The following is a 23551-nucleotide window of genomic DNA, read 5'->3' on the forward strand; positions in this document are numbered from 1 at the left end:
GCCTTAAGACCGGTTGCCCCAGACATAGGTGCGTTCCTTGGCCGTCGGCTTGGCGACCTGATCGCCCAACATGCGGGCGATGCGGAACAAAAGCTTGTGGTCGTCGAACGGCTTGGCGACATAGTCCTTGGCGCCCAGGCTCATCGCCATCTGGATATCCCCCATCGCCTGGCGCGCGGTCAGCATCAGCACCGGAATATTCTGATAAGGCACGGTCGCCTTCAGCCCCTGCAAGAAAGAGAAGCCGTCGCGTCCCGGCAGGCCGATGTCCAGCAGGATGCCGTGCGGCTTGAACTCGCCGACCAGCCGCATGGCGGTATCGGCGTCCTTGGCCTTGCAGGTATTGTACCCGGCCAGACCCAGGCGGATCGCCACCAGTTCGGCGATATCGGGATTGTCTTCAACGACCAGGATGCGGCGGGGTTCAGTCATTTGGGACCTCAAGCAGTCTTGTATTTGGTTTCACTGGCCATGCGGATGGCCGCTGTCGGATCGAAAGCCGTCCCTGCCGGAACGTTGAGCCAGAGCGCCACGGCGTTGAGCAAGGCGGACGGCATAACGGGTTTGGCCAGCATGGCGTTCATGCCGGCCGACAGACACGCCTGCAGGCGGGCCTCCCCGCCCGCCGCCGTCAGGCCCAGGATCGGAACGTCGGCGTTGAACGGGCAGCCGCTGCGGATGGACCGGGTGGCGGCGAAGCCATCCATGACCGGCATGTTGATATCCATCAGGATCAGGTCGTAAGGCGCGCGCTGGCTGGCCTGAACACCATCATAGCCGTTAATGGCCACATCGATGTCGTGGCCGTAGGGGGTCAGCAGGTTGACCAGCAGGTCCGTCACGGCATCCTGGTCGTCAACCACCAGGATACGGCCGGGCCGGTGCGGAACCGTCACGGGCGCCGCATGCAGCAGATTCATGTCGGGCAAGGGAATTTCGAACCAGAATTCGGCCCCTTCGCCCGGCGCGCTGTTGACGCCGATCGTTCCGCTCATTAGTTCGACCAGCTGCTTGCAGATCGACAGGCCCAGGCCCGTCCCGCCCGGCATATCATGGGCGCTGCGATCGACCTGGCTGAAGCGCTCGAACAGCCGCGCCTTTCCGGCCTCCGAAATGCCGGGACCGGTATCGCGCACGCTGACGCGCAGGCGGTCACCGTCCGGCAAACGGCTCTGAGACAGGCTGATGGTGACTCCGCCGGTTTCGGTGAACTTGACGGCATTGCCAACCAGGTTCAGCAAGACCTGATGCAGGCGTCCGTCGTCGATCAGCGCCTGGGGCGCCAGGCCATCGGCGCCCTCGACCGTCAGCGTCAGTCCCTTGTTTCCAGCCTGGAGCGACAGAAGATCGACCACGTCCGCCGCGATATCGGCCACCGACGCCGGCGCCAGGTCCAGTTCAAGCTGGCCGGCTTCCAGCTTCGAGTGATCGAGAATGTCGTTGATCAGATTCAGCAGCCCCTGCCCCGCCGAATGGATGCGCTGGCTGTGGCGGCGCAGATCGTCATTGCCGGCCAGGAGATCGCGCAGAAGGGCTGAAAAGCCAATAATGCTGGTCAGCGGGGTGCGCAGTTCGTGGCTCATATTGGCCAGGAACTGCGCCTTGGCCTCGGCGGCGGCATTGGCCTCGATACTGGCCTGGGCCAGGGCGTCTTCGGTCGCCTTCTGGTGCGAAATATCGCGCACCACGTCCTGAAAGGCGACGACCCGTTCGCCCGCCTCGTCGAGGATGGGCGACGGATGCGCCTCCGCCCATATGACATGACCATCCTTGTGCACGGCGCGATACCGGACACGCAGGCCCTCGTCCCAGTTCTTGTTGCGCACATAAGCGCTGTAAGCGGCAAAGGTTGCGTCGCAGTCGTCGCGATGGATGACGTCCCGGACATTTCGGCCGACCAGGTCATCGGGTTCGTAGCCCAGGATCTTTTTGACGGCCGGGGAGATATATTCAATGCATCCGGAAAGATCGAAGATCGTGATGATATCATTCGATTCGTCCGCCAATAGCCGGTAGCGTGCCTCGCTCTGCTCCAGCCGTTCCTGATTTCGGATAAAGTTGGTCACATCGCGGCAGATACCGAACAGGCCGGTGACCTCACCGCCGGGGGCACGCTCGCAAATGCCGTGCACCTGAACGATGCCGATGTCATCGCCACGCACGATACGGGCGCGATAGGTGAAGCTGCCGCCATCCGCCAGGGCACTGTCCATCGCCTGCCGGGCCATGTCGCGGTCGTCCGGGTGATACAGGGCCACGACATCGTTGAGCGGTGGCGCCTTCATCTGCGGATCCTGCCCATAGATGACGTAGACTTCCGGCGACCATTGGATGTCTCCGGTGGCCAGGGCGTACGACCAGTGGCCGACATTGGCCAGCTTTTCGGCCATCTGCAGGTAATCGCGGTACTGGCGCAGCTCACGGCGGGCCTTGAGCTGCTCCTGTTCGAACAACCGGCGTTCGCGCGCCGGAAACAGCGCGATATGGGTAAGAACGGTCGCACCCTCGGCAGGAGCCTGGCGGGCGCTTAAGAGGACCGCAAGGCTCTGGCCGTCGGCGAGCTTCAGGTCCAGCGAGACTTCCTGGACGCTCCCCGTCAAGGCAAGTTGGGGGGCAACGCGCGCCTTGTAAATAAAGAAGGAGGCGCGGGTCAGAAGGCTGCCAATATTGGCTTCCTTCAATGCCGCGGGGTCCAGGCCGGTCATTTCACAAAAACTGGCATTGGCCCGGATGATCCGGCCGGCATCATCGCAGACGACCAGGCCGCAGGGGCTCAGCTCGAACAATTCGGCCGACGTCGCGGCCTCACCAGCGCGGACAGCAGCCTTCAGATCCATCAGGCGGCCTTTTGCGCGGCTTCACCCAGCCAGGCGATCATGGCTTCACGCACGGCATCTGGGTCGCTGAGATGCGGGTAATGGCCCTGGGTGTTAAGCAGGACGCGGTCACTACCGCGGATCTGGGCCTGCATGAATTCGCCGACCTGCGGTGGCGAAATAATGTCGTCGCGGCACTGCATGATCAGGGCCGGCGTCGTGACGGCGGCCAGGTCGGCGCGATGGTCCGACAGGAAGATGACCCTGGCGAAATCGTGCATGATGTCCGGGTCGTTGCTGACGAAGTAATTCTCCAGCTCGGCGGTCAGTTCCGGCCGGTCGGCATTGGCCATGACAAGAGGCGCCAGATAGGAGGACCAACCCTGCAGCGACATTTCCAGAAAAGCCAGCAGTTCCTCGATACCCTCGCGATCGAAGCCGCCCTGGTAGCCGCCAAGGTTGAGGTAGCAGGGTGACGAGCCCAGCATCATGATGCGGTTGAACAGGTCGGGGCGCTTGCCGGCGGCCAGCAGCGTGATCATGCCGCCGACGCTGTGACCGATGGCATCGACGCCGGTCAGTTCGCCAGCCTCCAGAATCTCGATAAAATCGTCGGCATAGGCGTGCAGCGTGGCGTAGCGGGCGCGGTCATAGACATGACGGTCGGACTTGCCTGAGCCAACGTGATCGAAAGTCACAACCTTGCGACTGGCCTCGAAGTGCCTGGCGATGTGGCGCCACATGGTCTGATCACAACCATAGCCATGGAGAAACACAATCGGCCGGTCGCCGGAACCGCTTATATTTACGGCATTTCGTTTGAGGACAGACATAAGCAATACACCGAGAGATTCAGCGCATCCTGCCACGTCAGGGTTATGATCGTCTTAAAACGGCGCGAAGGCGTCGTCCAATGCAAACGATTGCCATCCTTCTCCTAATATCCCGTTCGCCGGGACAGGGCGTTGCGCTTGTCGCGCAGCTTCTGGCGAAGGGTTTCCATTTCCGCCGTTTCGGTCGCCACCAGCAGATATTCGCGCACCTGCTCCAGGTGATGGCGCATGGCGGCGCGCGCCGCCGACGGGTCGCGGCTGGCCAGGGCCTTGACGATCCGGCGGTGCTCGTCAATGCGCGCCTCACGGCCGCCGCCCTGGGCGCGCGTCATGATCTGAGACGCGAGTGGAGACCGCGTGCGCAGGTCCCACAGGTGGTCGATGGTGTCGATAAGCGCGCTGTTGTCGGTAATGCCCGCCAGATAGTCATGAAATTCGCGGTCGGCCTGCTCGCACTCTGTCTCATTGCCCTTGACCATGCGTTCGATCAGGGCCTCGAGCGCGGCGATGTCGGCGTCCGTGACGGCGGCGGCGGCAACCGCGGCGGTTTCGCCTTCGATGATGATCCGAGCCTCGATCAGTTCGAAGGCGCCGACGTCGAGGTCGCGCGGGGAGCCCGACTCGCTGCTGCCGCCGGTGACTTCGGGCTCGATGACATAGATGCCGGAGCCATGGCGGATTTCGACGACGCCATAGATTTCCAGGGCGATCATGGCTTCGCGGACGGTCGGCCGGCTGACTTCGAAGGTTTCAGCCAGTTCGCGTTCCGCCGGCAGCTTGTCGCCCACCGCATAGGTCCCGTTGCGGATGGCTTCGACGAGTTCGTCGGCAACGCGACGATAGAGGCGGACAGTCTTGTTGGACGTTAGGTGCATGACATCAAAGCCGGGACGACGACCGTAAGTTTGCCGGCGAGGTCCCGAATCCCGCCGGATGAGACCTATCTAATCGATTTGTCGTATCAATGGCAAGGTGGTCAGGCCAGTTGCCTTTTCATTACCCCCGGCCCGGTGCATACGGGAATTCCAGCGACATGTAGTATTCCAACGGCTTTTCCGGCTCCGCCTCGCCCGCCGGCAGGGGCAGCTTCGATTTGGAGCGGAACCAGGCGATCGAGGCGTCGCGCCACCACTTCGCTTCCTTTTCCTGGATGACCAGGTTCGACGACACGGCGCGGAAACGCTCCGGGTCGACATGAGTTTGCAACCCCGTCCACGTCCGCCGCATCCCACCGACCTCCTTCACACCTGTGCCATAGGTGACGACCAGGTTGTCCCACAGCGTGCGGCCATCCGGCATTTTCCACGTCCACGGCACATGGTGGAACCAGAGAAGGTCCTTTGAATCGATCTTTTTCGGATCGAGCCATTGTTTGGCGGCACCCGGCGCGTACTGCGCGATGGCATTGCTGCCGGTTTTCGTCCGGTCGAAACCGATACCATTGGCATCGGCCTTGGCGTAGTAGCACGGGTTCCACTCAGGGCGGCTGAGGTCGCACACCCACGGTCCCGGTCCATAGTGATGGCCCGTCGCCATCTGATGATGCAGGCCCAGCGGCGTCATGTACTTCACCACCGTCTCACGCGACGCCATCATCATGTCGACTACCGGCGCGACAAAGGCCGGGTCGTTGGTCCAGGTCATCTTCGTCCAGTCAACGGCGATATCCCGGCTGGACGCGTCCGGATTCCATGCCAGCCGGCCGAAACCGTACCAGTCGGCCTGATTGAAGTCCGATCCCGTCCAGTCGCGGTCGTCGCCGATATTCGCCACGCCCGCCATACCGGTGAGCGGCGTCGCTTCCAGCACATCGGCGACGGTCATGCGCTTGCTTTTACCCTTGCCCTGATGGGTATCGGCGTCGAGCACTTCTTCGTAGAGCGCCGTGGAATAGACAAGGTGCGTCGCCTGGCCGAGATATTCCTTGGTCAGTTGCACTTCCAGCATCTGGTTGGTCTTCGGCATGGCGCCGAATAGGGGATGGAAGGGTTCGCGCGGCTGGAAGTCGATGGCGCCGTTCTTGATCTGCAGCAGGACGTTCGGCGCGAAGGTCCCGTCCAGCGGCTGAAGCTCGGTATAGGCCTGCTTGGCGCGATCGTCGGCGTCGTGTTCGGAATAGATAAAGGCGCGCCACATGACGATGCCGCCGTGGGCTTTAAGCGCCTCGGCCAGCATGTTGGCGCCTTCGGCGTGGCTGCGCTTGTAATCGCCGGGGCCCGGCTGGCCTTCGGAATTGGCCTTGACCAGAAAGCCGCCGAAATCAGGAATGGTGGCGTAGATCTCATCGGCCTTGGTCTTCCACCATGCCTTGACGCAAGGGTCGAGCGGGTCGGCGGTCGGACAGCCCTTGAGTTCGAGCGGCGCTGAAAACCGCGCAGACAGATAAACCTTCATGCCGTAGGGGCGCAGCACATTGGCCACCGCCGCCGTCTTGGCCAGGTAGGGCGCGGTCAGGCTGATCGCCTTGGAATTGACGTTGTTGAGCACGGCGCCATTAATGCCGACCGACGCATTGGCGCGGGCATAGTCGGCATAGCGCGGATCGACCAGGTCGGGCAGCCGCCACCAGTCCCAGATCGAGTCCCCGGCATAGCCGCGCTCGACATGGCCGTCGAGATTGTCCCAGTGGTTGAGCACGCGCACCTGCAGCTTCGGCGCATCGGCCGTGTCGAGCCTTGCCACATCCTGGCGCGTCTGGATCAGGCTCAGATAGCGGAAGGCGCCATAAAGCACACCGACATCGCTGTTGCCGGCGATAACCGTAACGCTGTGTCCGCCGACCGTCGCCGTGCGGATCAGGAAACCTTCCTTGCCAAGTTTCGCCAGCGGCAGGTTCAGGTCGCGGACCGTCGCGGAGCCAGCCGGCGTCCCCAGCACGATGGCGCCGTCGGTCAGCCCGTCACCGACCGGCACATCCGCGCCCAGAAGGCCCTTCAATCCGCGCTGCAATTCCGCCTCGGCGACGTCGATCGTCGCGCCTTCCCCGCCGACAATCGCCGTCGCCAGCGGCCTGTAACGCGCCTGGGCGTCCGCTTCGACCGGGCGGTAGCGCAGCCACAGGTCATAGCCGTCCTCGGCCAGGGCGGGCGCTCCGGACACCAGCGACACGGCCAGGCACAGCCCGGCCAGGGAACGAAACCGCATGAAAGCCTCCCAAAATGTTCTTATTCCGGCGTGTCAGACCATAGCGGCAAAATTGGTCAGATCAAGCGTCGTGTTAGCGATATCAAATCACGGTTTCAAACGGCACAGCAATAGCTTAGAGTGGAATCGCATCGATTCCTTATATTCTCACCGTAATATAGACAGAATGGGGCCGAAATCGTCACGCGCGTCGCTTCGCACACTGTTTCGCTGCGAAGTCCTTCCTGTTATCGGCTGCGCATGGCTGAGCGCCACTGCCGCCCATGCCGATGCTGCGCCTCCGTCTATCGATGATCTGCGCAACATGTCGATCGAGGATCTCGCCGGCCTTGAAGTCACTTCGGTATCAAAGCGGCCCGAAGCCCTGAGCGAAGCGCCGGCCGCCGTCTTTATCATCACCGCCGAGGACATCCGCCGTCTGGGCGTCACCAGCCTGCCGGAAATCCTGCGCCTGGCGCCCAATCTCGAAGTTGCGCGCATCAACGCCTATAACTGGACCGTCACGGCGCGCGGTTTCAATTCACCGGAAACCGCCAACAAGCTGCTGGTCCTGATCGACGGCCGCAGCGTCTACGAACCGATCGGATCCGGGATTCCGTGGCCCCAGGTCAATGTCGCACCCGACAATATCGCGCGCATCGAGGTCATCAGCGGTCCGGGTGGCACCATGTGGGGCGCCAACGCGGTCAACGGCGTCATCAATGTCATCACGCGCGACGCCGCCTCGACCCAGGGCTTCGTGGCCCGCGCCTCTGCGGGGGTCTACAAGCGCAGCCTCACCCTGGGGTACGGCGGAAAACTGTCGGAAACCACCAGCTACCGGGTGTTCGCGGACGGCTTCCGGGTCGGCGAAACAGAAGCGGTCGCCGCCGGTGCGCCGACCGACTCCGTTCACGGCGTCAATGGCGGCTTTCGCATCGACAGTGAATACGGCACACATCGCTGGTCGGTGAGAGGCAATGCCTACAGCAATGCGATCCGCGATGGCGGCGGCGATTTCAGTGGCTACGACCTCAACGCCGACTGGTCGCGGCAGCTCGACAGCGGCTCAACCCTGACCGTCGCGGGATATTTCGACCATAACGAAAGCGACAGCCCCACGGTCCGCGAAAGCCGCTACACCCTCAATCTCGATGTCCAGTACGCCCTGGCGCAAAAAGGGCGGCATCGTATCGTCTGGGGTGGGGAACTGCGCAACTGGTGGGAAAGCTTCACCTCCTACAACATGTTCCACTTCGCCGATCCGGAGACGACCATCGCGCTCGGCTCGGTGTTCGTCCAGGACGAGATCGCGCTCAGGTCCAATGTCAACCTGACGCTGGGCATCAAGGCGGAATACAACTCCTATTCCGGTTTCGACTGGCTGCCCAATGCGCGCATCGCCTGGCGGCCCAATGGCAACAGCCTGGCCTGGGCGGCGCTGTCCCGCGCGGTGCGGACGCCCAACAGGATCGAACGCGAGCTCGAGGCCGATGGCTTCCTGGTGCCCTCGCCTGACTACAGTTCGGAAACCTTGACCGCCCTTGAAGCCGGCTGGCGTGCCCAGCCGATGGAACGGATGTCCTATTCACTGTCGGCCTTCTATAACTGGTACGACGACCTTCGCACGGGTGGTATCACCCCGGTTACCATCCTTCCGTTCGTGATTGAAAACGGCGCCAGGGGGACGACCTACGGCCTGGAAGGCTGGACCCGGTACGAAATGGCGCCGGGGTGGCGCATCAGCGCCGGCTTCAACCTGCTGCACAAGGATTTCGAGCTGAAACCGGGCTATGCCTTCGATATCTATGGAACCGTCTTCGGCCAGGACCCGTCCTATCAGGCGCAGATCCGGTCAGAATGGAACATAACCGACACGGTGGAACTGGACGTCTGGCTGCGGTCGGTCGGAGCCATCGATACGGCGCCGGTGCCGGGATATACCGAACTGAACCTGCGCGCCGGCTGGCGCCTGCGCGACAATCTCGAACTGTCGCTGAATGGCGCCAACTTGCTCAATCCGCGCCATTTGGAGGTCTATGATCCGTCATCCGCTGAACCCCGCTATATCGGCAGGTCGGTTTTCGTCTCGCTGCGTTACGGGTTCTGACCATGGCGGGGCGCCGCATCTTACTGGCCTGTCTGGCCGTCGTGGTGGCGGCGCCGGCCCAGGCCCAGCCGTCGCAACTCGAAACGGCCGTCAAGGCGACCTATCTCTACAAGCTTGCGCCGTTCGTCGAATGGCCCGCGGACGACTCCGCCGGCCCCTTCACCATCTGCGTCGTCGGACCCGATCCGTTCGGACCGTTGCTCGACAAAGCCGTCGCGGGACAGGCCTATGACGGCCGGCCCTTCGCCGTCACGCGCACCGCGACCCTGACGGCACCCGACACCTGCGAGATCGCCTATGCCGGCGGCACCGCGCAGCAGGTGGCCGCAACCTTGCGCGCCGCCGAAGGCCATCCGGTTCTCACCGTGACCGACGGCAGCCAGGCGGCGGGCATGGTCAACTTCACCCTCCATCAGGGCAAGGTCCGCTTTCGCATCGACCAGGCGGCCACCGAAGCCAGCGGCCTTACAGTCAGTTCCAAGCTGCTGAGCTTGGCCCTGTCGGTGCACCCCGCGAAGGGACGGCCATGAACGCCCTCCTGTCCTTCCTGTCGCATCGCCGCAGCCTGATCGTCAGCTTAAGCCTGCTGCTGCTCGTCCTGACCAGCATCGCCCTGGCCCTCTATACCGAAAGCCGTCACCAGACCCAGATTCGCCAGGCAGCGACCGTCCAGGCGCGCGTCCTGGCCGACTCGGTTTCGGCCGCCCTGGCCTTTGACGAGGTCGACGAGGTCGGACGCTATACAACCGCGCTGCGGGCCAATCCCGATATCGAAGCCGTCGCTGTCTTCGACGAAGACGGCCGCCTTGTGGCGCATTACGGCGGCGAAAACATACCCAGCCAACTGGCGCAACTCGATGCGCAGGACATGCGCGGCGTCACCGCCGTGCGGGCGCCCGTCGTGGAGAACGGCGTCAAGCTGGGCACCGTCTATTTCCGCGTCCAGACCGATAGTCTCCTGACCCGTATCGTGCGCTACAGCGGCGCCGGCCTGCTGGTGCTGATGGCGTCGCTGATGCTGGCGGTCATGGCCTTCGACGCCCGGGCACTGGCGCGCGGCAATGCCAATCTCAAGGCCGAGATGATAGAGCGCCAGCGCGCCGAGGCCGCGTTGCGCCAAAGCCAGAAGATGGAGGCCGTCGGCCGGCTGACGGGTGGAATCGCGCACGATTTCAACAATATGCTGGCGGTGATCATCGGCAATCTCGATCTGTTCGTACGCCGCTATCCCGACGCCGATCCGAAAATGCTGCGCTTTGTTGCGGGCTCTCAGGACGCAGCAAAACGCGCCGCCACCCTGACCCAGAGACTGCTCGCCTTTTCCCGCCGCCAGCCTCTCGACCCAAAGGCGACCGATGTCGGCCGGTCGGTCGCCGACATGTCTGAACTGCTGGGCCGGACACTGGGTGAAACCATCTCGATCGAAGCCATCCGTGCCGTTGGCCTTTGGCAGGCACACGTCGATGCCGGCCAGCTGGAAACCGCCCTCGTCAACCTGGCCGTCAATGCGCGCGACGCCATGCCTGGCGGCGGCAAGCTGACGATCGAAACCTCAAACGCCTATCTCGACAGCGACTATGCCGGGACGCAGGACGAGGTGGCGCCCGGCCAATACGTACTGATCGCCGTCACCGACACGGGCACGGGCATACCGCCGGAAATGCTGGAGCGCGTGTTCGAGCCCTTCTTCACCACCAAGCCGGCGGGGCTTGGGACCGGACTCGGTCTCAGCCAGGTTCACGGCTTCGTCAAGCAGTCGGGCGGCCATATCAGCCTGCACAGCGAAGTCGGCGTTGGTACGACAATCAAGCTCTATCTGCCGCGCAGCAAGGAAGTCTCCGTCGTTTCGACTCAGTCCGAACCGACGCTTAAGGACCCGGACGACCGGCGCAGCCAGACCGTCCTGGTCGTTGATGACGAAGCAGGGGTGCGTGATTTTGCCGCCGCCGCCCTGGCCGAGCTGGGGTACGACGTGATGAGCGCTTCCGACGCCGATCAGGCTTTGAAGATCGTCGAGGACAATGCTCGCGTGGACATCCTGCTGACCGATGTGGTCATGCCGGGACGCAGCGGCCGCGAACTGGCCGATGCCGTACAAAAACGCAAACCGTCGGTGCGCGTACTGTACATGACCGGCTATACCCAAAACGCCATTGTGCATAACGGCGTGCTGGACGCCGGCACCAACCTGATTTCAAAGCCGTTCACCATCTCCCAGCTGGAACAGGAGTTGGACGCGCTGGTCGAACGCTAGAGCTGGTAGAACTGTGCCAACTCGGTAAACGCCTGAACCTGTCCGGCCTGCCAGGCAGGGTCGCGGCCGAGTTCTACCGCCATGAGTTCCGCCACGCGAGGTGCGGCATTTATCGCAGCATTGGCGTCGAGAAACAGCATGCGCAGCCGCCGCGCCAGCACATCTTCGACTGTGCGTGCCTGTTCATGACGCACGGCCCAATACACCTCCGCTTCGACATAGGGCAGGCCCGGATGCAGCAGGGCCGCGGCGCCCGGCAGCGCCCGTATCCGCGACGCATCGGCGCCATAGGCGCGCCAGTGGTCGTCATCGGCCGTCGTCGTCCAGCCGTGCATATGCAAGTGTTCCGTTCGGCTGGGCATAAGCGTCAGACCGGCTCCTTTGGCGGCACGATCGACGACATCCTGGCCCATGCGCCGGCAGGTCGTCCACTTGCCGCCGGTGAGCGTGACAAGGCCGCTGTCCGACACGACGATGACGTGGTCGCGCGCCAGCGTCTTGCTGTCCTTTGCGTTCGGGTCGCGAACCAGCGGCCGCAGCCCGGCAAAGACGCTCAGCACATCGCTGCGTGTCGGCGCGGGCCGCAAATAGGCCGCGGCCGTACGCAGGATAAAGTCGATTTCCTGGTGCAGCGGCCTCGGCTCCAGCGCGATATCGGACATCGCGGTATCGGTCGTACCGATCAGGGTGCGGCCATGCCAAGGGACGGCGAACAGGACACGGCCGTCTTCGGTGCGCGGGACCATCAGCGCTGCGTCGCCCGGCAGAAACTCGCGGCCGACGACAATGTGCACGCCCTGGCTGGGCGACAGCAGAGGAGCAGCATTTGCGTCGTCGAGGTGGCGCACTGTATCCGCAAAAATGCCGGTCGCGTTGATGACGACACGAGCGCGAACCGCATACGTTTGTCCGGTTTCGGCGTCGCTAAACTGCACGCCGGTGACGCGGCCATCGGTCTTGATCAACTGCGTCACCGGCGCGGCATTGAGCGCAACACCACCGGCGTCTTCGAACGAGCGCATAAGCGTAATCGCCAGCCGGCTGTCGTCGAACTGGGCGTCGAAATAAAGCACGCCGCCCAGCAATCCGTCGGGCTTCAGAGTACTCATATGGGCCAGCGCTGCCTTGCGGTCGAGTATCCGGCTGGAGCGCAGATTGAGGGTCCCGGCCAGGAGGTCATAGAGCTTCAGGCCCGTGGCATAAAACGGCAGCCGCCACGCCTGATAGGCGGCGACCAGAAAGCCGAGGTCGCGTACCAGGTGCGGCGCATTGCGCTTGAGGACGCCGCGTTCGTGCAGCGACTCCATGACCAGCCGGACATTGCCTTGCGCCAGATAACGCACACCGCCGTGGACCAGCTTGGTCGAGCGGCTGCTGGTGCCCTTGGCGTAGTCGTGCGCTTCGAGCAAAAGTGTCGAAGCGCCACGCGTTGCGGCTTCCAGAGCGGTGGCCAGACCCGAGGCCCCGCCGCCGATAACGACGACGTCCCAGACCCGATCAGCCGTCGCGGCCGCAAGGATTTCGCTACGTGGATCGTTCACTGCGCCCAGCCCGCGCTGCGGCGCACGGCTTCGCGCCAGCGGCTCATGCGCTCGGTGCGTTCATCAACGCCCATATTGGGCTCGAACCTGCGATCGACCTGCCACTGGCTGGCCAGGGAATCGGGCGAGTCCCAGTAACCAACGGCCAAGCCGGCCAGATAGGCGGCGCCCAGCGCCGTCGTTTCGATGATCTTCGGCCGCACCACCGGCACACCCAGGATATCGGCCTGGAACTGCATGGTCAGGTTATTGGCGCTACCGCCGCCATCGACGCGCAGTTCCTGTAAAGCGATGCCACTGTCGGCCTGCATGGCCTCCAGCACCTCGGCCGACTGGAAGGCCACGGCTTCGAGCGTGGCGCGAGCGATATGCGCCTTCGTCGATCCGCGCGTCAGGCCCAAAAGTGTGCCGCGCGCGTGCGGGTCCCAGTGCGGCGTGCCCAGGCCGACAAAGGCCGGAACGAAATAGACGCCGTCAGAGGCTTCAACCGACCGCGCCAGAGGCTCGATTTCGGAAGACGATCGGATGATGCCCAAGCCATCGCGCAGCCATTGCACAGCCGCGCCGGCGATAAACACCGAACCTTCCAGCGCATAGGTCCGCTTTTCGCCCATCTCCCAGGCCAGCGTCGTCAACAGCTTATTGCGGCTCGGCACAGCCTCATTAGCCGTGTTCATCAGCATGAAGCAGCCGGTGCCATAGGTGTTCTTGGCCATGCCGCGTTGCGTACATATCTGGCCGAAGGTCGCCGCCTGCTGATCCCCCGCCATGCCGGCAATCGGGATGCGCGCCCCCAGCAAGCCCTCGGCCGTCCGGCCATAGACCTCGCTATTGGCGCGGACCTCGGGCAACAGGCTGCGTGGCACATTCAGTATACGAAGCAGTTCGTCATCCCATTGCCCGGTGTGGATGTCGTACATCAGGGTGCGGCTGGCATTCGAGGCATCGGTGATATGCAGCTCGCCGCCGGTCAGGTTCCATACCAGCCAGCTATCGATCGTACCAAAGGCCAGTTCACCACATTCGGCCTTTTCGCGCGCGCCTTCGATATTGTCGAGCAGCCAGCGCACCTTGGTGCCGCTGAAATAGGAATCGAGCAGCAGGCCGGTTTTTGTCTGAAAGGTCGGCTCATGACCAGCGGCGCGCAAGGCTTCGCAATCGGCCGCGGTGCGCCGGTCCTGCCAGACGATGGCATTGTGGATCGGCTTACCCGTGGCGCGGTCCCAGATGACGGTCGTTTCGCGCTGATTGGTGACGCCGATGGCAGCGATGTCGGATGCCTTCAGGCCGGCCCCGGCCAGGGCCTCGCCGGCAACACCAATCTGGGTGCTCCAGATTTCGCGGGCATCGTGCTCGACGAGGCCCGGTTGCGGAAAAATCTGGCGGAACTCCTTTTGCGCCACGCGACAGATATTGCCGTCACGGTCGAAGACGATGGCGCGGCTGGAGGTCGTGCCCTGATCGAAGGCAAGGATATATTCCGGCATGGCAATCTCTCCGCATCAGGCAAAGCGAGTTTGGAGAGATTGCCGGCCGTAGTCAAATCACTGAGTAGGCCCTTGGGCGATCAGGTCGCGGCGCAGATCCGGCACCACCTTGGCCAGTTCGCGCGTGACCAGAGCCGCAAAGACATCGGCGCCGTTGCGGCCGACATGGGTGTAGTCGAAGCTGAGCTTGGCCTGGCCCATGGGTTCGGTGGCATCGCGGATTTGAGCTTCGGTTAGCGGTGTCGCATTGGGCGCCGGCGCTACGCCCGTCTGCGCCGGGATGGTCGTGCCGGTCTTGCCGGCTTCAAGCACCTGCGGCGATGGTGGCTTCTGAGCATAGGCCATGGAACCGACGGGGCCGGCGGCCTTCACGGCTTCCTGCGAACGGGCATAGAGATCGACCAAGGGCACATTCATCTCAGACGCCACCTTGCGCGTTGCTTCGGCCCATGGCGCGAGATCGTCCTGAAGCCTGCCGTTTTCAAAGCCGCGGCGCGTCAGGGGCGTGACCAGGACCGGAATTGCACCGGTCGCCCGCACCTCTTCGACGTAACGCTTCAGGTTTTGCGGAAACTCGATGACAAGATCGGTCGAGCGGCCGGGCTTGCCTGGCTGATCGTTATGACCGAACTGGATCAGTACATAGGTCTGGGCAAAGCCGCCGGACTTCATTTCAGCGAGCGCGATGTCCCATGAGCCTTCGGCGCGGTAGTTGAAGCTTGAACGGCCACCGCGAGCGAGGTTCACGCAGGCGACGAACGAGCTTAAGTGATGGCCGCAGAAGCTCGGGCCCCAGCCGCCGAGGACGGCGACGGTCGAGTCACCGACCAGAATGACCTTCTTGGCGGTGATTTTCTTGACCTGGGCCCGGGCCTCGGCCTCTGTCAAGACGGGTGCGGCCGGTGTCGTCTGAGCCAGGGCGGGGGTGGCCAGGATGGCCAGCAGGGCGGTAAGGGCAAGGCGTTTCATAGTGGTCTCCCGGTCAGGCGAATGGTGCGAAGGGTTGTTTGGCGCTGGCCTTCACCTTGCCGTCGGCGTCGAAGTCAATAGCGATAAGGGCAGGCTTTTCGCGGAACGGCATCTGGTCGTCATTGCCGAAGAAGGTCTGCCACCACTGGCCTCTGCGGTCGCGGAAGACATTGCCACCACCGGCGCCGGCCGGACCTTCGTGGCGGCCGCGATAGGGACCATGCAATTTATCCGAGGTGGCGAACATGAAGGAATAGCGGCCGTAGTAGAAGTCGCAGGCGGCCAGATAATATCTGCCATTGGCCTTGAAGAATGCTGCGCCTTCAAAGCCCAGCTGCCGCAGCGACTTTTCGTCCTTCTTGTAATGGGTGTCAGGATTGAGGTCGGGATCGACAAAGACCACAGGCTGCCAGTCGCCGGCAAAGCCGGAGAAGTCCGGCTTGATCTGGCGCAAAACCTCGCCGCCGCCATAGGACAGGTAGATTTTGCCATCGTCATCGGCGAACAAGGTCGAGTCGATGCCGCCCTGGATGGGCTCATCGGAAATGACATGGACATAGGGCCCTTCCGCTTTTCCGGAAGTGCTTTTCAGCACGCCAATCCCGACGCCACTGATGCAATGGCAAAGGTAGTAGTTGCCGGCAATATAGTGGATTTCCGGCGCCCAGATGGCGCGGAAGGGCACGCCCTGGCGCATCGTCCAGTTCTTCTCCCACTTGCCATCGCGCTCTATGCTCCAGACCAGGCCCATATAGTCCCAGCGGTCGAGGTCGCGCGACCGCCACAGCTCGATGCCGTCGTTGAAAGCCCAGATATTGTCGCCGGTCGAGCCGGTCATATAGTACCAGCCATCGCCGCCAACGCAGATGATGGTGTCGCGGATGTGCGTGTCCCAGATGGGGCGGATGGCTGGCAACAGGCCGCTCGTTACCGCCGAGCCGCTATCGGCATTGTCCCAGGCCGCGGTCGGATATGCGCGCGGCACCGGTCCTTTGTAGCGCACTTCCGACAGGTTGGAGACCCAGCCGCCGGTCTGGCTATCCCTGGTTACCGGGGCGCCGGCGCCGTTGACGCCGGAAAACGGCCAGTAGTTCTTGGCCGGCGCGGGCACGATACGGCGGCTATTGTCCGGATTCGCCAGGCGCGGCGTGCCCGGCGTCGGATAGGTCGCGTAGACCGATTGCGCCCGGCCCAGCGACGGGATGATGAGACCGGCCAGCGCCAGTCCTCCCAGCAATTGACGGCGATTCATGTCCTACCTCGTCAGCCAGTTGAGCGCGTTGATCAGATAGCGCTTTTGCAGCGGCGCCACCATGTCCGGCAGGCGATGGACGATGACGCGCATGCCGGCCTTTTCGACCGTGAAGGTTGCCGCGCCATTGTGGCGATCGTGGTCGCGGCTGTAGGCTGCGATGACCTCGATATTGTCGCCTGAGATCAGCAGGCCGTTGGAGGGCTCGCCCGGAATCTGGTGCAGGACGCTGGTCGCCTGATCGGCGGGGATGCCGTCGAACAGGGCGTGGGCGCGCAGATAGTTCCAATTACCCATCCACGGCGCGCGCAGGTTTCCGACCTGACCCGCATAGCTGAACAGTTGCAGCCCCGCCAATTGCTTGGCCACACCGTCGGCCAGGCCGTCTTCCGGCACCATGGCCAGGAACGGCGTGCCCGACTGGATGGCCTTGAGCACATCGGCCGGCAGTTCACCCGGAACGATGACGGGCTTTTCGCCCTTCTTCGGCTGGGCTTCGAGGCCCGTCTGCTCGGCGATCTGACGGCGCTCGATCTCTTCGGCCTTGAGGCCCGAGGCGATGATGGCGTCGTATTTGACACCCGCCTTGAAGTCTTCGAACGCCACGCCGTCGATCTGCGCCAATTGCGCGCGGAACGACTTGGCGACACCTGAGACACCGATGCGCAGAGCCTTCTTGAATAACGGTTTGATGTCCGTCACCCAGATTTCGCGCGTGAAGGTCGCTCCCCACATGCCCACGATTTCGAGTACGATCTTGTGCAGGCCCGATTGCGTCAGGGCCGGTGTCATGACCTTTTCGGCCAGCAAATAACTGAATTGATCGGGGACGTGCTGCGGCACAGGATAGCTGGCGATCTCGACCGACTTGCCGTCGGGCGTCACCAGGCTGAGTTTCAGCGTGCCCGTAAGCTGGCGGTCAGTGTCGTTAAGCAGCCAGATATCGAGCTCGGCCACCTCACCCGCCGCGAAGGCCAGCTTGCGCGTCTTGGCGACCGGACGGACCGGCATCAGGCTCGACTTGATCAGGTCGGGATTGGCCTTGAAATAGCGCAGGTTATCGACGATGCCGGAATGGTTTTCGATCGCCGTCGTTTCCCAGCCCGAGATGGCCGCGATGTCGACCGTGTCGCCGATACGGATATTTTCGCAATAATGCTGCCAGGCGTCATAGGCCTTGCGGCCGACCGACAGGAACAGGCTTTCCGTTGTTGGAAAGGCTTTACGGAAATTCCACTTATCGAGATATTCGGAAGTGTTGGCGACGATGACCTTATGGTCTTCCAGGTCGTAGGATTTGCCGCCGCGGCTGAGGATATCGGCGACCATCTTGACGTGGTTGTCGGCGACGGCGCAGCCCTGCATTTCGCCGAACTCGACGATGAACGGCTTGCCCGGCTGATAGTGGATATAGCTGTCCTTCCCCTGATAGAACTTGTCGTACCACTGGTCGCCGGCGCCCTGGTGGTTCACCCACCAGCCGCCCCATTCTTCGACGTCCGAGCGATAGTAGTGATCGCTGTACGGCAGGTACATGGCCTGCGCCGCACCGCGCGCGACAAAGCCGTCGTTCAGAATGACGGTGCGCGACGGATCGGTGTCGTGGATCGCCTTCAGCACCGCCTGCACGTCGGGATTGGCCAGATTGGCGCCGATCTCGTTTTGCAGGGTGTAGTGGGCCAGCGATGGGTGCGACCGGAAGGCCTTGGCCATGGCGACGCACTTTTCGACCATGAAGGCGCGGCTAAAGATGTCCGCCTCTGACAGGGTCTCGCCGGGTTTCAGATCCTTGGCGATGGCGTGACGGCCACCGCCGGGTTCCATGACGCGCAGCAGGCCAAGCTCGTCCTGCGCGGTGAAGACATCGTGCTTGCCGACATTGCGGTGGGCGTGCAGCGTGTTGAGCCCCAAGGCCTTGGCGGCGTCGACTTCGCGGCGGGCCAAATCGGGCGTCGGCCACATGCCGTTATAGCCCCAGTAGCCCCACGAGATGGCCGAATAGAGCTTGATGCGTTTGCCATTGAGCCGCAGCAGGGCATTGGTGCCGATCCCTTCGACGCCGAACCAGCGGAAGCCGAAGCGGACCTCCTTTGTGTCCTTGCCCCAGCTCAGGCGCAGGCGGTAGAGGTTGCGGCTTTCCAGATTCCACAGCTTCGCCGCTGGCGCCGAGACGCGAAAACGCACCGTCGCCAGACCGTCAGAAATATTCACATTTTCCAGAACAATATCGGCGGCCTGCGGACGGCCCTGGTCATCAAGCAACACGGCCTTGGCCGGACTCTTTTTGCCGTTGCTGAGCGCCACTTCCATATGGCCGGTGACGACCTTGGCATCGGGCGTGTTCAGCACCCAGGCGTCGCGTATATGGTGGTCGAGCGGATGGACGCTCAAAGACATGCCACGATCGAGCCCGCCAAAGCCGTGCGAGGCAAAGAATTTCAGCTTGCCCCACATCATGGTCGTCGAGTCGCGCCAGTCGTAGCGGCCGCCCGGATTGGTGATGCGGATGGCCAGCCGGTTGGCCTGGCCGGGCTTCATGGCCCTGGTCAGATCGCAATCGAGCGGCAGCTCCGACATGATCGAATAGCCGACCAGTTGCTCATTCAGGAACACTTCGGCGCGCAGGCGGGCGCCGCGAATGTGCAGCAGGACGCGCTTGCCTTTTGCGCTGGCCGGAATGTCGATGCTGCGCCACCACCACGACACACCGCGATAGGCGCCGTTTTGCGGCACGTCATCGTCTTCGGCGTAGCGGTATTCGTCGCCGGTGTAGGGCCTGAGGCCAAAACGGCCCCAGAAATACTGCTCGACGGTTGCCGGCAAAGTCACCGTGACATCAGGTTTCAACGCTCCCCAGCCTCCGGTTGGAGCATTAACCGGCAGGGTCTTGAGATCGACCTGCGACGGCAGGTGGATGACATCGTCCTTCCACGGCGCCTGTTCGTCAATCCACAGGTTCCAGCCTTCATCCGGAACATTGAGCGGATCAGCTTGGGGAGATGCAGCTATCGCTTGTGAAGCTATCGCAGCGCCCGCTGCGGAAAGGGTGAAGAAATTGCGGCGGTTAAGATCAGTCATGACATTCGCTTTTTTGCCCCCTCTCCCCGCTTGCGGGGAAAGGGTTGGGGTGAGGGGCAAATCTCGGAGGAGCCAAGAGCCCCTCATCTGGCCTGTCGGCCACCTTCTCCCGTCAGGACGGGGAGAAGGGCATAATCCAGCTACGGTCGGGGAAGACGGCTTCAAGCCGCCATTGCGCGGCCTCTTCGGCCGTCAGCATGTCGGCCCAGAAGACACGCGCCTTATCGTTGGCGCCCGGCCCGGTCGAGCCATATTCTGCAAAGTGCGCCGTCGCGTAAGTTTCCGTCTTGCCGGGCGTCCACTCGCGCCAGCCCTCCGGATGGATGCGGCCCTCGATCTTTGTATTCAGGAACACCACCTGGCCGTAAGGGCGCCAGGCGCGGCCGAAATAATAGTTGCCGTCACCCGCCGTCGTCACCGTGCAGTGGTCGAAGACATAGGCCGTGGTCTCGCTCGCCGCCGTCCGGCTGTGGGCGGTGATGAAGGCGCCTTCACGCGCGATGATGTGAATGGCGCAGCGGTCGAAAAAGGCCAGGGCGTTGCCAAAGATAAAGTCGACATGGCCTTCGATATAGCAGTCGCGATAATACTGGCGGCTCGGTTGCGTCGGCTTCTTGCTGGCGGCATAAAGCGTGTCCTGCGCCCCCAGCAGGCGCACCTTGGTCAAAACGGCGCGATCCGAAGTCAGGTAGAGCGCAACGGCCTGCGACGGTTCCGGATTATTGAGATGATAATCGTTCTGCATCGTCAGGTTATGGGCGCGGAAGCCGTCGCCCGTGATGGTGAAGGACGACGACTTGCCCGTCCCGCCGGCCATCTTGGCGCTGTCGCCCCAGACCAGCACGACATCTTCGGGGTTTTGGCCGGTGCCGATCAGGTGGACGTCGGTCTTACTTAGCGACCACTTTTCGCGATAGGTGCCGGGCGCGATTTCCACTATGCCACCGGTCTCCGGCAGCGCCGCCAGGGCTTCGGTAACGGTCTTGTACTGCGATGGAACGCGCACGGTTGGGCGGGATTGCGCCCACGACGGCGGGGACGCGACGGCGGCCACAGTGGCCACCGCCCCAATAAACAGACGACGGGTAATCATCCTACAGCGCCTTGTACTTGAAATTCTTGAAGCGCGCTTCGCCGGTGCCCGTGGCATAGAAGGCCGGTTTCAGCATCAGGAAACCGCCGCGGACATTGTGGTGATAGCCGGAAACTTCCATGCCGCGGTCAAAGCGCTTCCACGTCTGGCCGTCGGTCGAGGTATGGAAGCTGACGATATGGCGATCGTTTTTCAGGCGCATCAGCATGCGCTTGCCGTTCGGATTGGCCGGACGACCGCGTTCAATGCCGTACTGGTGCGTGATGAAACGGTCCTTGTCGAAGCCGAGGCCGCAATAGAGCTTTTGATCATAGAAGAGCAGCAGGCCGGCGCGCGCGCCTTCGTCGATCTCGATTTCCATCTCGATCTCGTAGGCCTGGTCGCCGACTACGGTCGTCAGCACGGCTGACGACGACGGCGCCTCGCCCTTGGCCTTGAGATGCAGCACGCCGCCTTCACGGCGAATGCGCGTGGCCTCATCGGCGGCCGGATTGAAGAAGTTCCACTGGATGCCGTACTTGTCGGCCGAGAAGTCGTCGGACAGAGCCATGCCGTGGGCCAGATCGCCACCGTGCGGCTTGCCGCCCTTGGGCTTGGCGATCGGTTTGGACAGGTCGCCACCGCCAAAGTCGAACCAACCGTCCTTCGACCAGGTGACCGGCGCCAGCAGGGTCTGGCGGCCGAGCGTCCAGAAGCCGTTTTCATAGCCGTGATAGACGCCCCACCAGTCGCCGGCAGGGCCTTCCACGAGTGTTGCGTGACCACGCGACCACCACTTTTCGTCAAGCGAAGTCGTGCGGACCAGCGGATTGCGCGGATGGTTTTCCCACGGTCCATTGATCGACTTTGAGCGGGCGGCGATGACCATGTGACCGGTCGGCGGACCAGCCGTGCCACCGACCGCCAGGATCAGGTAGTAGTACCCGCCGTGGCGCGTAACCTTGGGGCCTTCCGGCGCGAAGCCTTCAACATCCCAGTCGTCCGGATAGCGCCACGGATCGTAAACGTGTTGGGGTTCGCCGATGCGCGCCAGGCCGTCGTCCGACAGGCGCACGCGGTCGCCGCCCGACAGGAAGAGCCAGCGTGAACCATCTTCCCCGACCGCATGGCCGGGATCGATATGGGCCGGCAGGTCGAGATCGATCGGGTCGGACCACGGTCCCTTGATATTGTCGGCCCAGATCACCCACGATGTCGTCTTGGAACCCGGCGCCGAGGTCTTCTTGGTCGGGATATAGAGGAAATAACGGCCGTTGTGCTTGCACAATTCCGGCGCCCAGACCGAGCCGATATTGCGCGTCAGCGTAGGGCCGACGGGCTGCCAGTTCACCAGGTCCTTCGAATGCCAGATAATCAGTCCCGGATAGGCGTCGAAGGTCGAAAACGTCATGTAGTAGTCTTCACCGTCCTTGAGGATCGACGGATCGGGGTGGTCACCGGCCATGACGGGATTGAGGAAGGTGCCGTTGTCGAGGTCGGCCTTGCGCTGACCTTCGATGCCCTTGGCCCAGGTTACCGGTGTCTTTGCCGCTGCGGGCTTGGCCGCAGCTTCGGCTGCGGCAGGCGCGCCGAACAACAGCGCTCCCAGACTGAAGGTTTTCAACGCGTCGCGGCGGTTCGCTGACATTCGGCATTTCCTCTTTTACAGAAGTGTTCTTGGGTTATAGCTCCGGCGTACGGTCGGGCGTTCGGGATAGCCGCCGGCGTCGGTTTCAGAATCGATCAGCCGTCCAGCGCCCGATCGGGCATGGGCGATGATACGGGCATCGATGGGATCGCGCGCCCACGGACGGGCGCCACAATTTTTGTAGACCTGTGCTTCTGTCGAAGCCGCAGGCAGAACTTTCAACGCATCAGGCCACAGGACTTCACGCGGCATGGCGCGGATGAAGGCCTGGGGTTTATACGTCCCGCCTTCGTCATAGCCGTCGGACCGGGCCTGGTAATAGCCGATGACCTCGCCGGCCGAGCCATCGGCGCGGGTAACGATATTGTCGGCGGCGTGCAGTTCAAGATCGCCCGCTCCACCGAAGGTCAGCATGCTGAGGCCTTTGCGGGTGTCGTGTCCGCCGCGCATGACATTACCGCGCAAGATCATGCGGCCAGCGACGGTTTCGCGCCCCGTCCACTGATCGGCAACCAGCGTATATTGCGCACAGGTGTGGCCGGGATTGACGAAGACATTGTTGATGACCGCCGCCTGCCCGCCGCCCTTGACCAGCGGATGGCGCTCATTGTTGTGGGCGTAGAGATTGCCATGGATCAGCACGCCGGTGACATTGTCGTGGACCAGCGAGCCCATCGAATGCGGCCCCTTGGCGTGACTGGCGTCGCGTAAGGATTCGGCGATCAGGTTGTTGGAGAAGGTGATGCGGTGCGAGGTATTGCGGCGCCATTCGGCAAGGTCCGCGCCTTCGAAGCGTGGCCCCGAGGCCGACAGGGCTTCGTCTACCGCCCAGGTCAGGCTGCAATGGTCGATGATGACGTCGTGCGCCCGGAAAGTCGTCAGGCCGTCGGGTTCGAAACCGCTTTTCTTCGCCATGCCGGCCGTGCCGGGACGTACGGCGATATGGCGAACAATCACGTCGTGCGCCGCCACCTGCACCCCGCCGCGAATGAGCGTGATGCCCGGACCGGGCGCGGTCTCGCCGGCGATGGTGACAAAGGGTTCGGTAATCTTGAGGGTGGTCTTGGCCAGGTCGATGATCCCGCCAACCTCGAAGACGATGATGCGCGGCCCGGCCTGCTCCAGCGCCGCCTTCAGCGAGCCTTCGCCGGCGGTCGCCAGACTGGTGACGCGGACGATGCGGCCGCCCTGACCGCCCCTGGTGCGGGTATAGAGGCCGGAAGACGCCGGGACCGCCGGAAAGGCTGCGGCACCGCTCAATGCAGCGGCGCTGAACAACAGGGTGCGGCGGCGGATAAGGCGGGTCATAACCGGATACTACAGAAATTCACAAAAAAAGGGCGAGTCAGGAGCGACCCCCTGACTCGC

Annotated in this window: 16 protein-coding genes; 3 read left to right on the top strand and 13 right to left on the bottom strand. The window is 63.1% G+C overall.

Annotation, left to right across the window (positions count from 1 at the left end; all coding sequences use genetic code 11):
- Nucleotides 1-3 precede the first annotated feature (3 nt).
- From J2X24_RS09185 to J2X24_RS09205, 5 genes are all read right to left on the bottom strand, one after another.
- The gene (locus tag J2X24_RS09185) at nucleotides 4-432 is read right to left on the bottom strand and encodes a response regulator transcription factor (RefSeq protein WP_209719943.1); all 429 of its coding nucleotides are present in this window, start codon (nucleotides 430-432) and stop codon (nucleotides 4-6) included.
- Between the two features lie 8 nt (nucleotides 433-440).
- Nucleotides 441-2837 (bottom strand): PAS domain S-box protein, encoded by a 2397-nt coding sequence (locus J2X24_RS09190; protein ID WP_209719946.1) that lies wholly within the window; start codon nucleotides 2835-2837, stop codon nucleotides 441-443.
- Nucleotides 2837-3649 (bottom strand): alpha/beta fold hydrolase, encoded by an 813-nt coding sequence (locus J2X24_RS09195; protein ID WP_281064942.1) that lies wholly within the window; start codon nucleotides 3647-3649, stop codon nucleotides 2837-2839. Before J2X24_RS09195 ends, J2X24_RS09190 begins: the two co-directional genes overlap by 1 nt.
- A gap of 104 nt (nucleotides 3650-3753) precedes the next feature.
- Entirely contained in the window at nucleotides 3754-4524 is a 771-nt protein-coding gene (locus tag J2X24_RS09200) for a FadR/GntR family transcriptional regulator (RefSeq protein ID WP_209719952.1), read from the bottom strand.
- 121 nt (nucleotides 4525-4645) lie between these two features.
- Nucleotides 4646-6793, bottom strand: a complete 2148-nt coding sequence (locus tag J2X24_RS09205; RefSeq protein WP_209719954.1) for an alpha-glucuronidase family glycosyl hydrolase — start codon at nucleotides 6791-6793, stop codon at nucleotides 4646-4648.
- A gap of 304 nt (nucleotides 6794-7097) precedes the next feature.
- Between J2X24_RS09205 and J2X24_RS09210 the strand changes: the two genes are divergently transcribed.
- Genes J2X24_RS09210 through J2X24_RS09220 form a run of 3 tightly spaced genes read left to right on the top strand, consistent with a single transcriptional unit; the run spans nucleotide 7098 to nucleotide 11136 of the window.
- Nucleotides 7098-8882: a TOL_0244 family TonB-dependent receptor gene (locus J2X24_RS09210; protein WP_209719957.1), complete on the top strand. Its 1785-nt coding sequence runs from the start codon at nucleotides 7098-7100 to the stop codon at nucleotides 8880-8882.
- Nucleotides 8883-8884: 2 nt separating this feature from the next.
- On the top strand, nucleotides 8885-9412 hold the full coding sequence (locus tag J2X24_RS09215) for a YfiR family protein (RefSeq protein ID WP_209719960.1): 528 nt from the start codon (nucleotides 8885-8887) through the stop codon (nucleotides 9410-9412).
- A complete protein-coding gene (locus J2X24_RS09220) occupies nucleotides 9409-11136 on the top strand; it encodes an ATP-binding protein (protein WP_209719963.1) in 1728 nt (575 codons plus the stop codon). Before J2X24_RS09215 ends, J2X24_RS09220 begins: the two co-directional genes overlap by 4 nt.
- Here the strand turns inward: J2X24_RS09220 and J2X24_RS09225 are convergent.
- The 8 genes from J2X24_RS09225 to J2X24_RS09260 all read right to left on the bottom strand — a co-directional run bounded on the left by J2X24_RS09225 (nucleotide 11133) and on the right by J2X24_RS09260 (nucleotide 23491).
- Nucleotides 11133-12677 carry a glycerol-3-phosphate dehydrogenase/oxidase gene (locus J2X24_RS09225; protein ID WP_209719966.1) on the bottom strand — a complete coding sequence of 515 codons (1545 nt, stop codon included), beginning with the start codon at nucleotides 12675-12677 and terminating at the stop codon, nucleotides 11133-11135. The two genes, J2X24_RS09220 and J2X24_RS09225, sit on opposite strands and share 4 nt — an antisense overlap.
- Nucleotides 12674-14164, bottom strand: a complete 1491-nt coding sequence (gene glpK / locus J2X24_RS09230; RefSeq protein ID WP_209719969.1) for a glycerol kinase GlpK — start codon at nucleotides 14162-14164, stop codon at nucleotides 12674-12676. Before glpK ends, J2X24_RS09225 begins: the two co-directional genes overlap by 4 nt.
- A 57-nt stretch (nucleotides 14165-14221) precedes the next feature.
- Complete coding sequence (locus J2X24_RS09235; RefSeq protein ID WP_209719972.1) at nucleotides 14222-15133, bottom strand: rhamnogalacturonan acetylesterase; 912 nt, start codon at nucleotides 15131-15133, stop codon at nucleotides 14222-14224.
- A gap of 13 nt (nucleotides 15134-15146) precedes the next feature.
- The gene (locus J2X24_RS09240) at nucleotides 15147-16385 is read right to left on the bottom strand and encodes a family 43 glycosylhydrolase (protein ID WP_209719975.1); all 1239 of its coding nucleotides are present in this window, start codon (nucleotides 16383-16385) and stop codon (nucleotides 15147-15149) included.
- A gap of 3 nt (nucleotides 16386-16388) precedes the next feature.
- Nucleotides 16389-19463, bottom strand: a complete 3075-nt coding sequence (locus J2X24_RS09245; protein ID WP_209719979.1) for a glycoside hydrolase family 2 protein — start codon at nucleotides 19461-19463, stop codon at nucleotides 16389-16391.
- Between the two features lie 112 nt (nucleotides 19464-19575).
- Entirely contained in the window at nucleotides 19576-20556 is a 981-nt protein-coding gene (locus J2X24_RS09250; protein ID WP_209719982.1) for a pectinesterase family protein, read from the bottom strand.
- Nucleotide 20557: 1 nt separating this feature from the next.
- Nucleotides 20558-22183: a family 43 glycosylhydrolase gene (locus J2X24_RS09255; protein ID WP_209719984.1), complete on the bottom strand. Its 1626-nt coding sequence runs from the start codon at nucleotides 22181-22183 to the stop codon at nucleotides 20558-20560.
- A gap of 15 nt (nucleotides 22184-22198) precedes the next feature.
- Complete coding sequence (locus tag J2X24_RS09260) at nucleotides 22199-23491, bottom strand: pectate lyase family protein (protein ID WP_209719987.1); 1293 nt, start codon at nucleotides 23489-23491, stop codon at nucleotides 22199-22201.
- Nucleotides 23492-23551: the final 60 nt, after the last annotated feature.

It is taken from the genome of Asticcacaulis solisilvae (assembly GCF_017875235.1).
Classification (GTDB): Bacteria; Pseudomonadota; Alphaproteobacteria; order Caulobacterales; family Caulobacteraceae; genus Asticcacaulis; species Asticcacaulis solisilvae_A.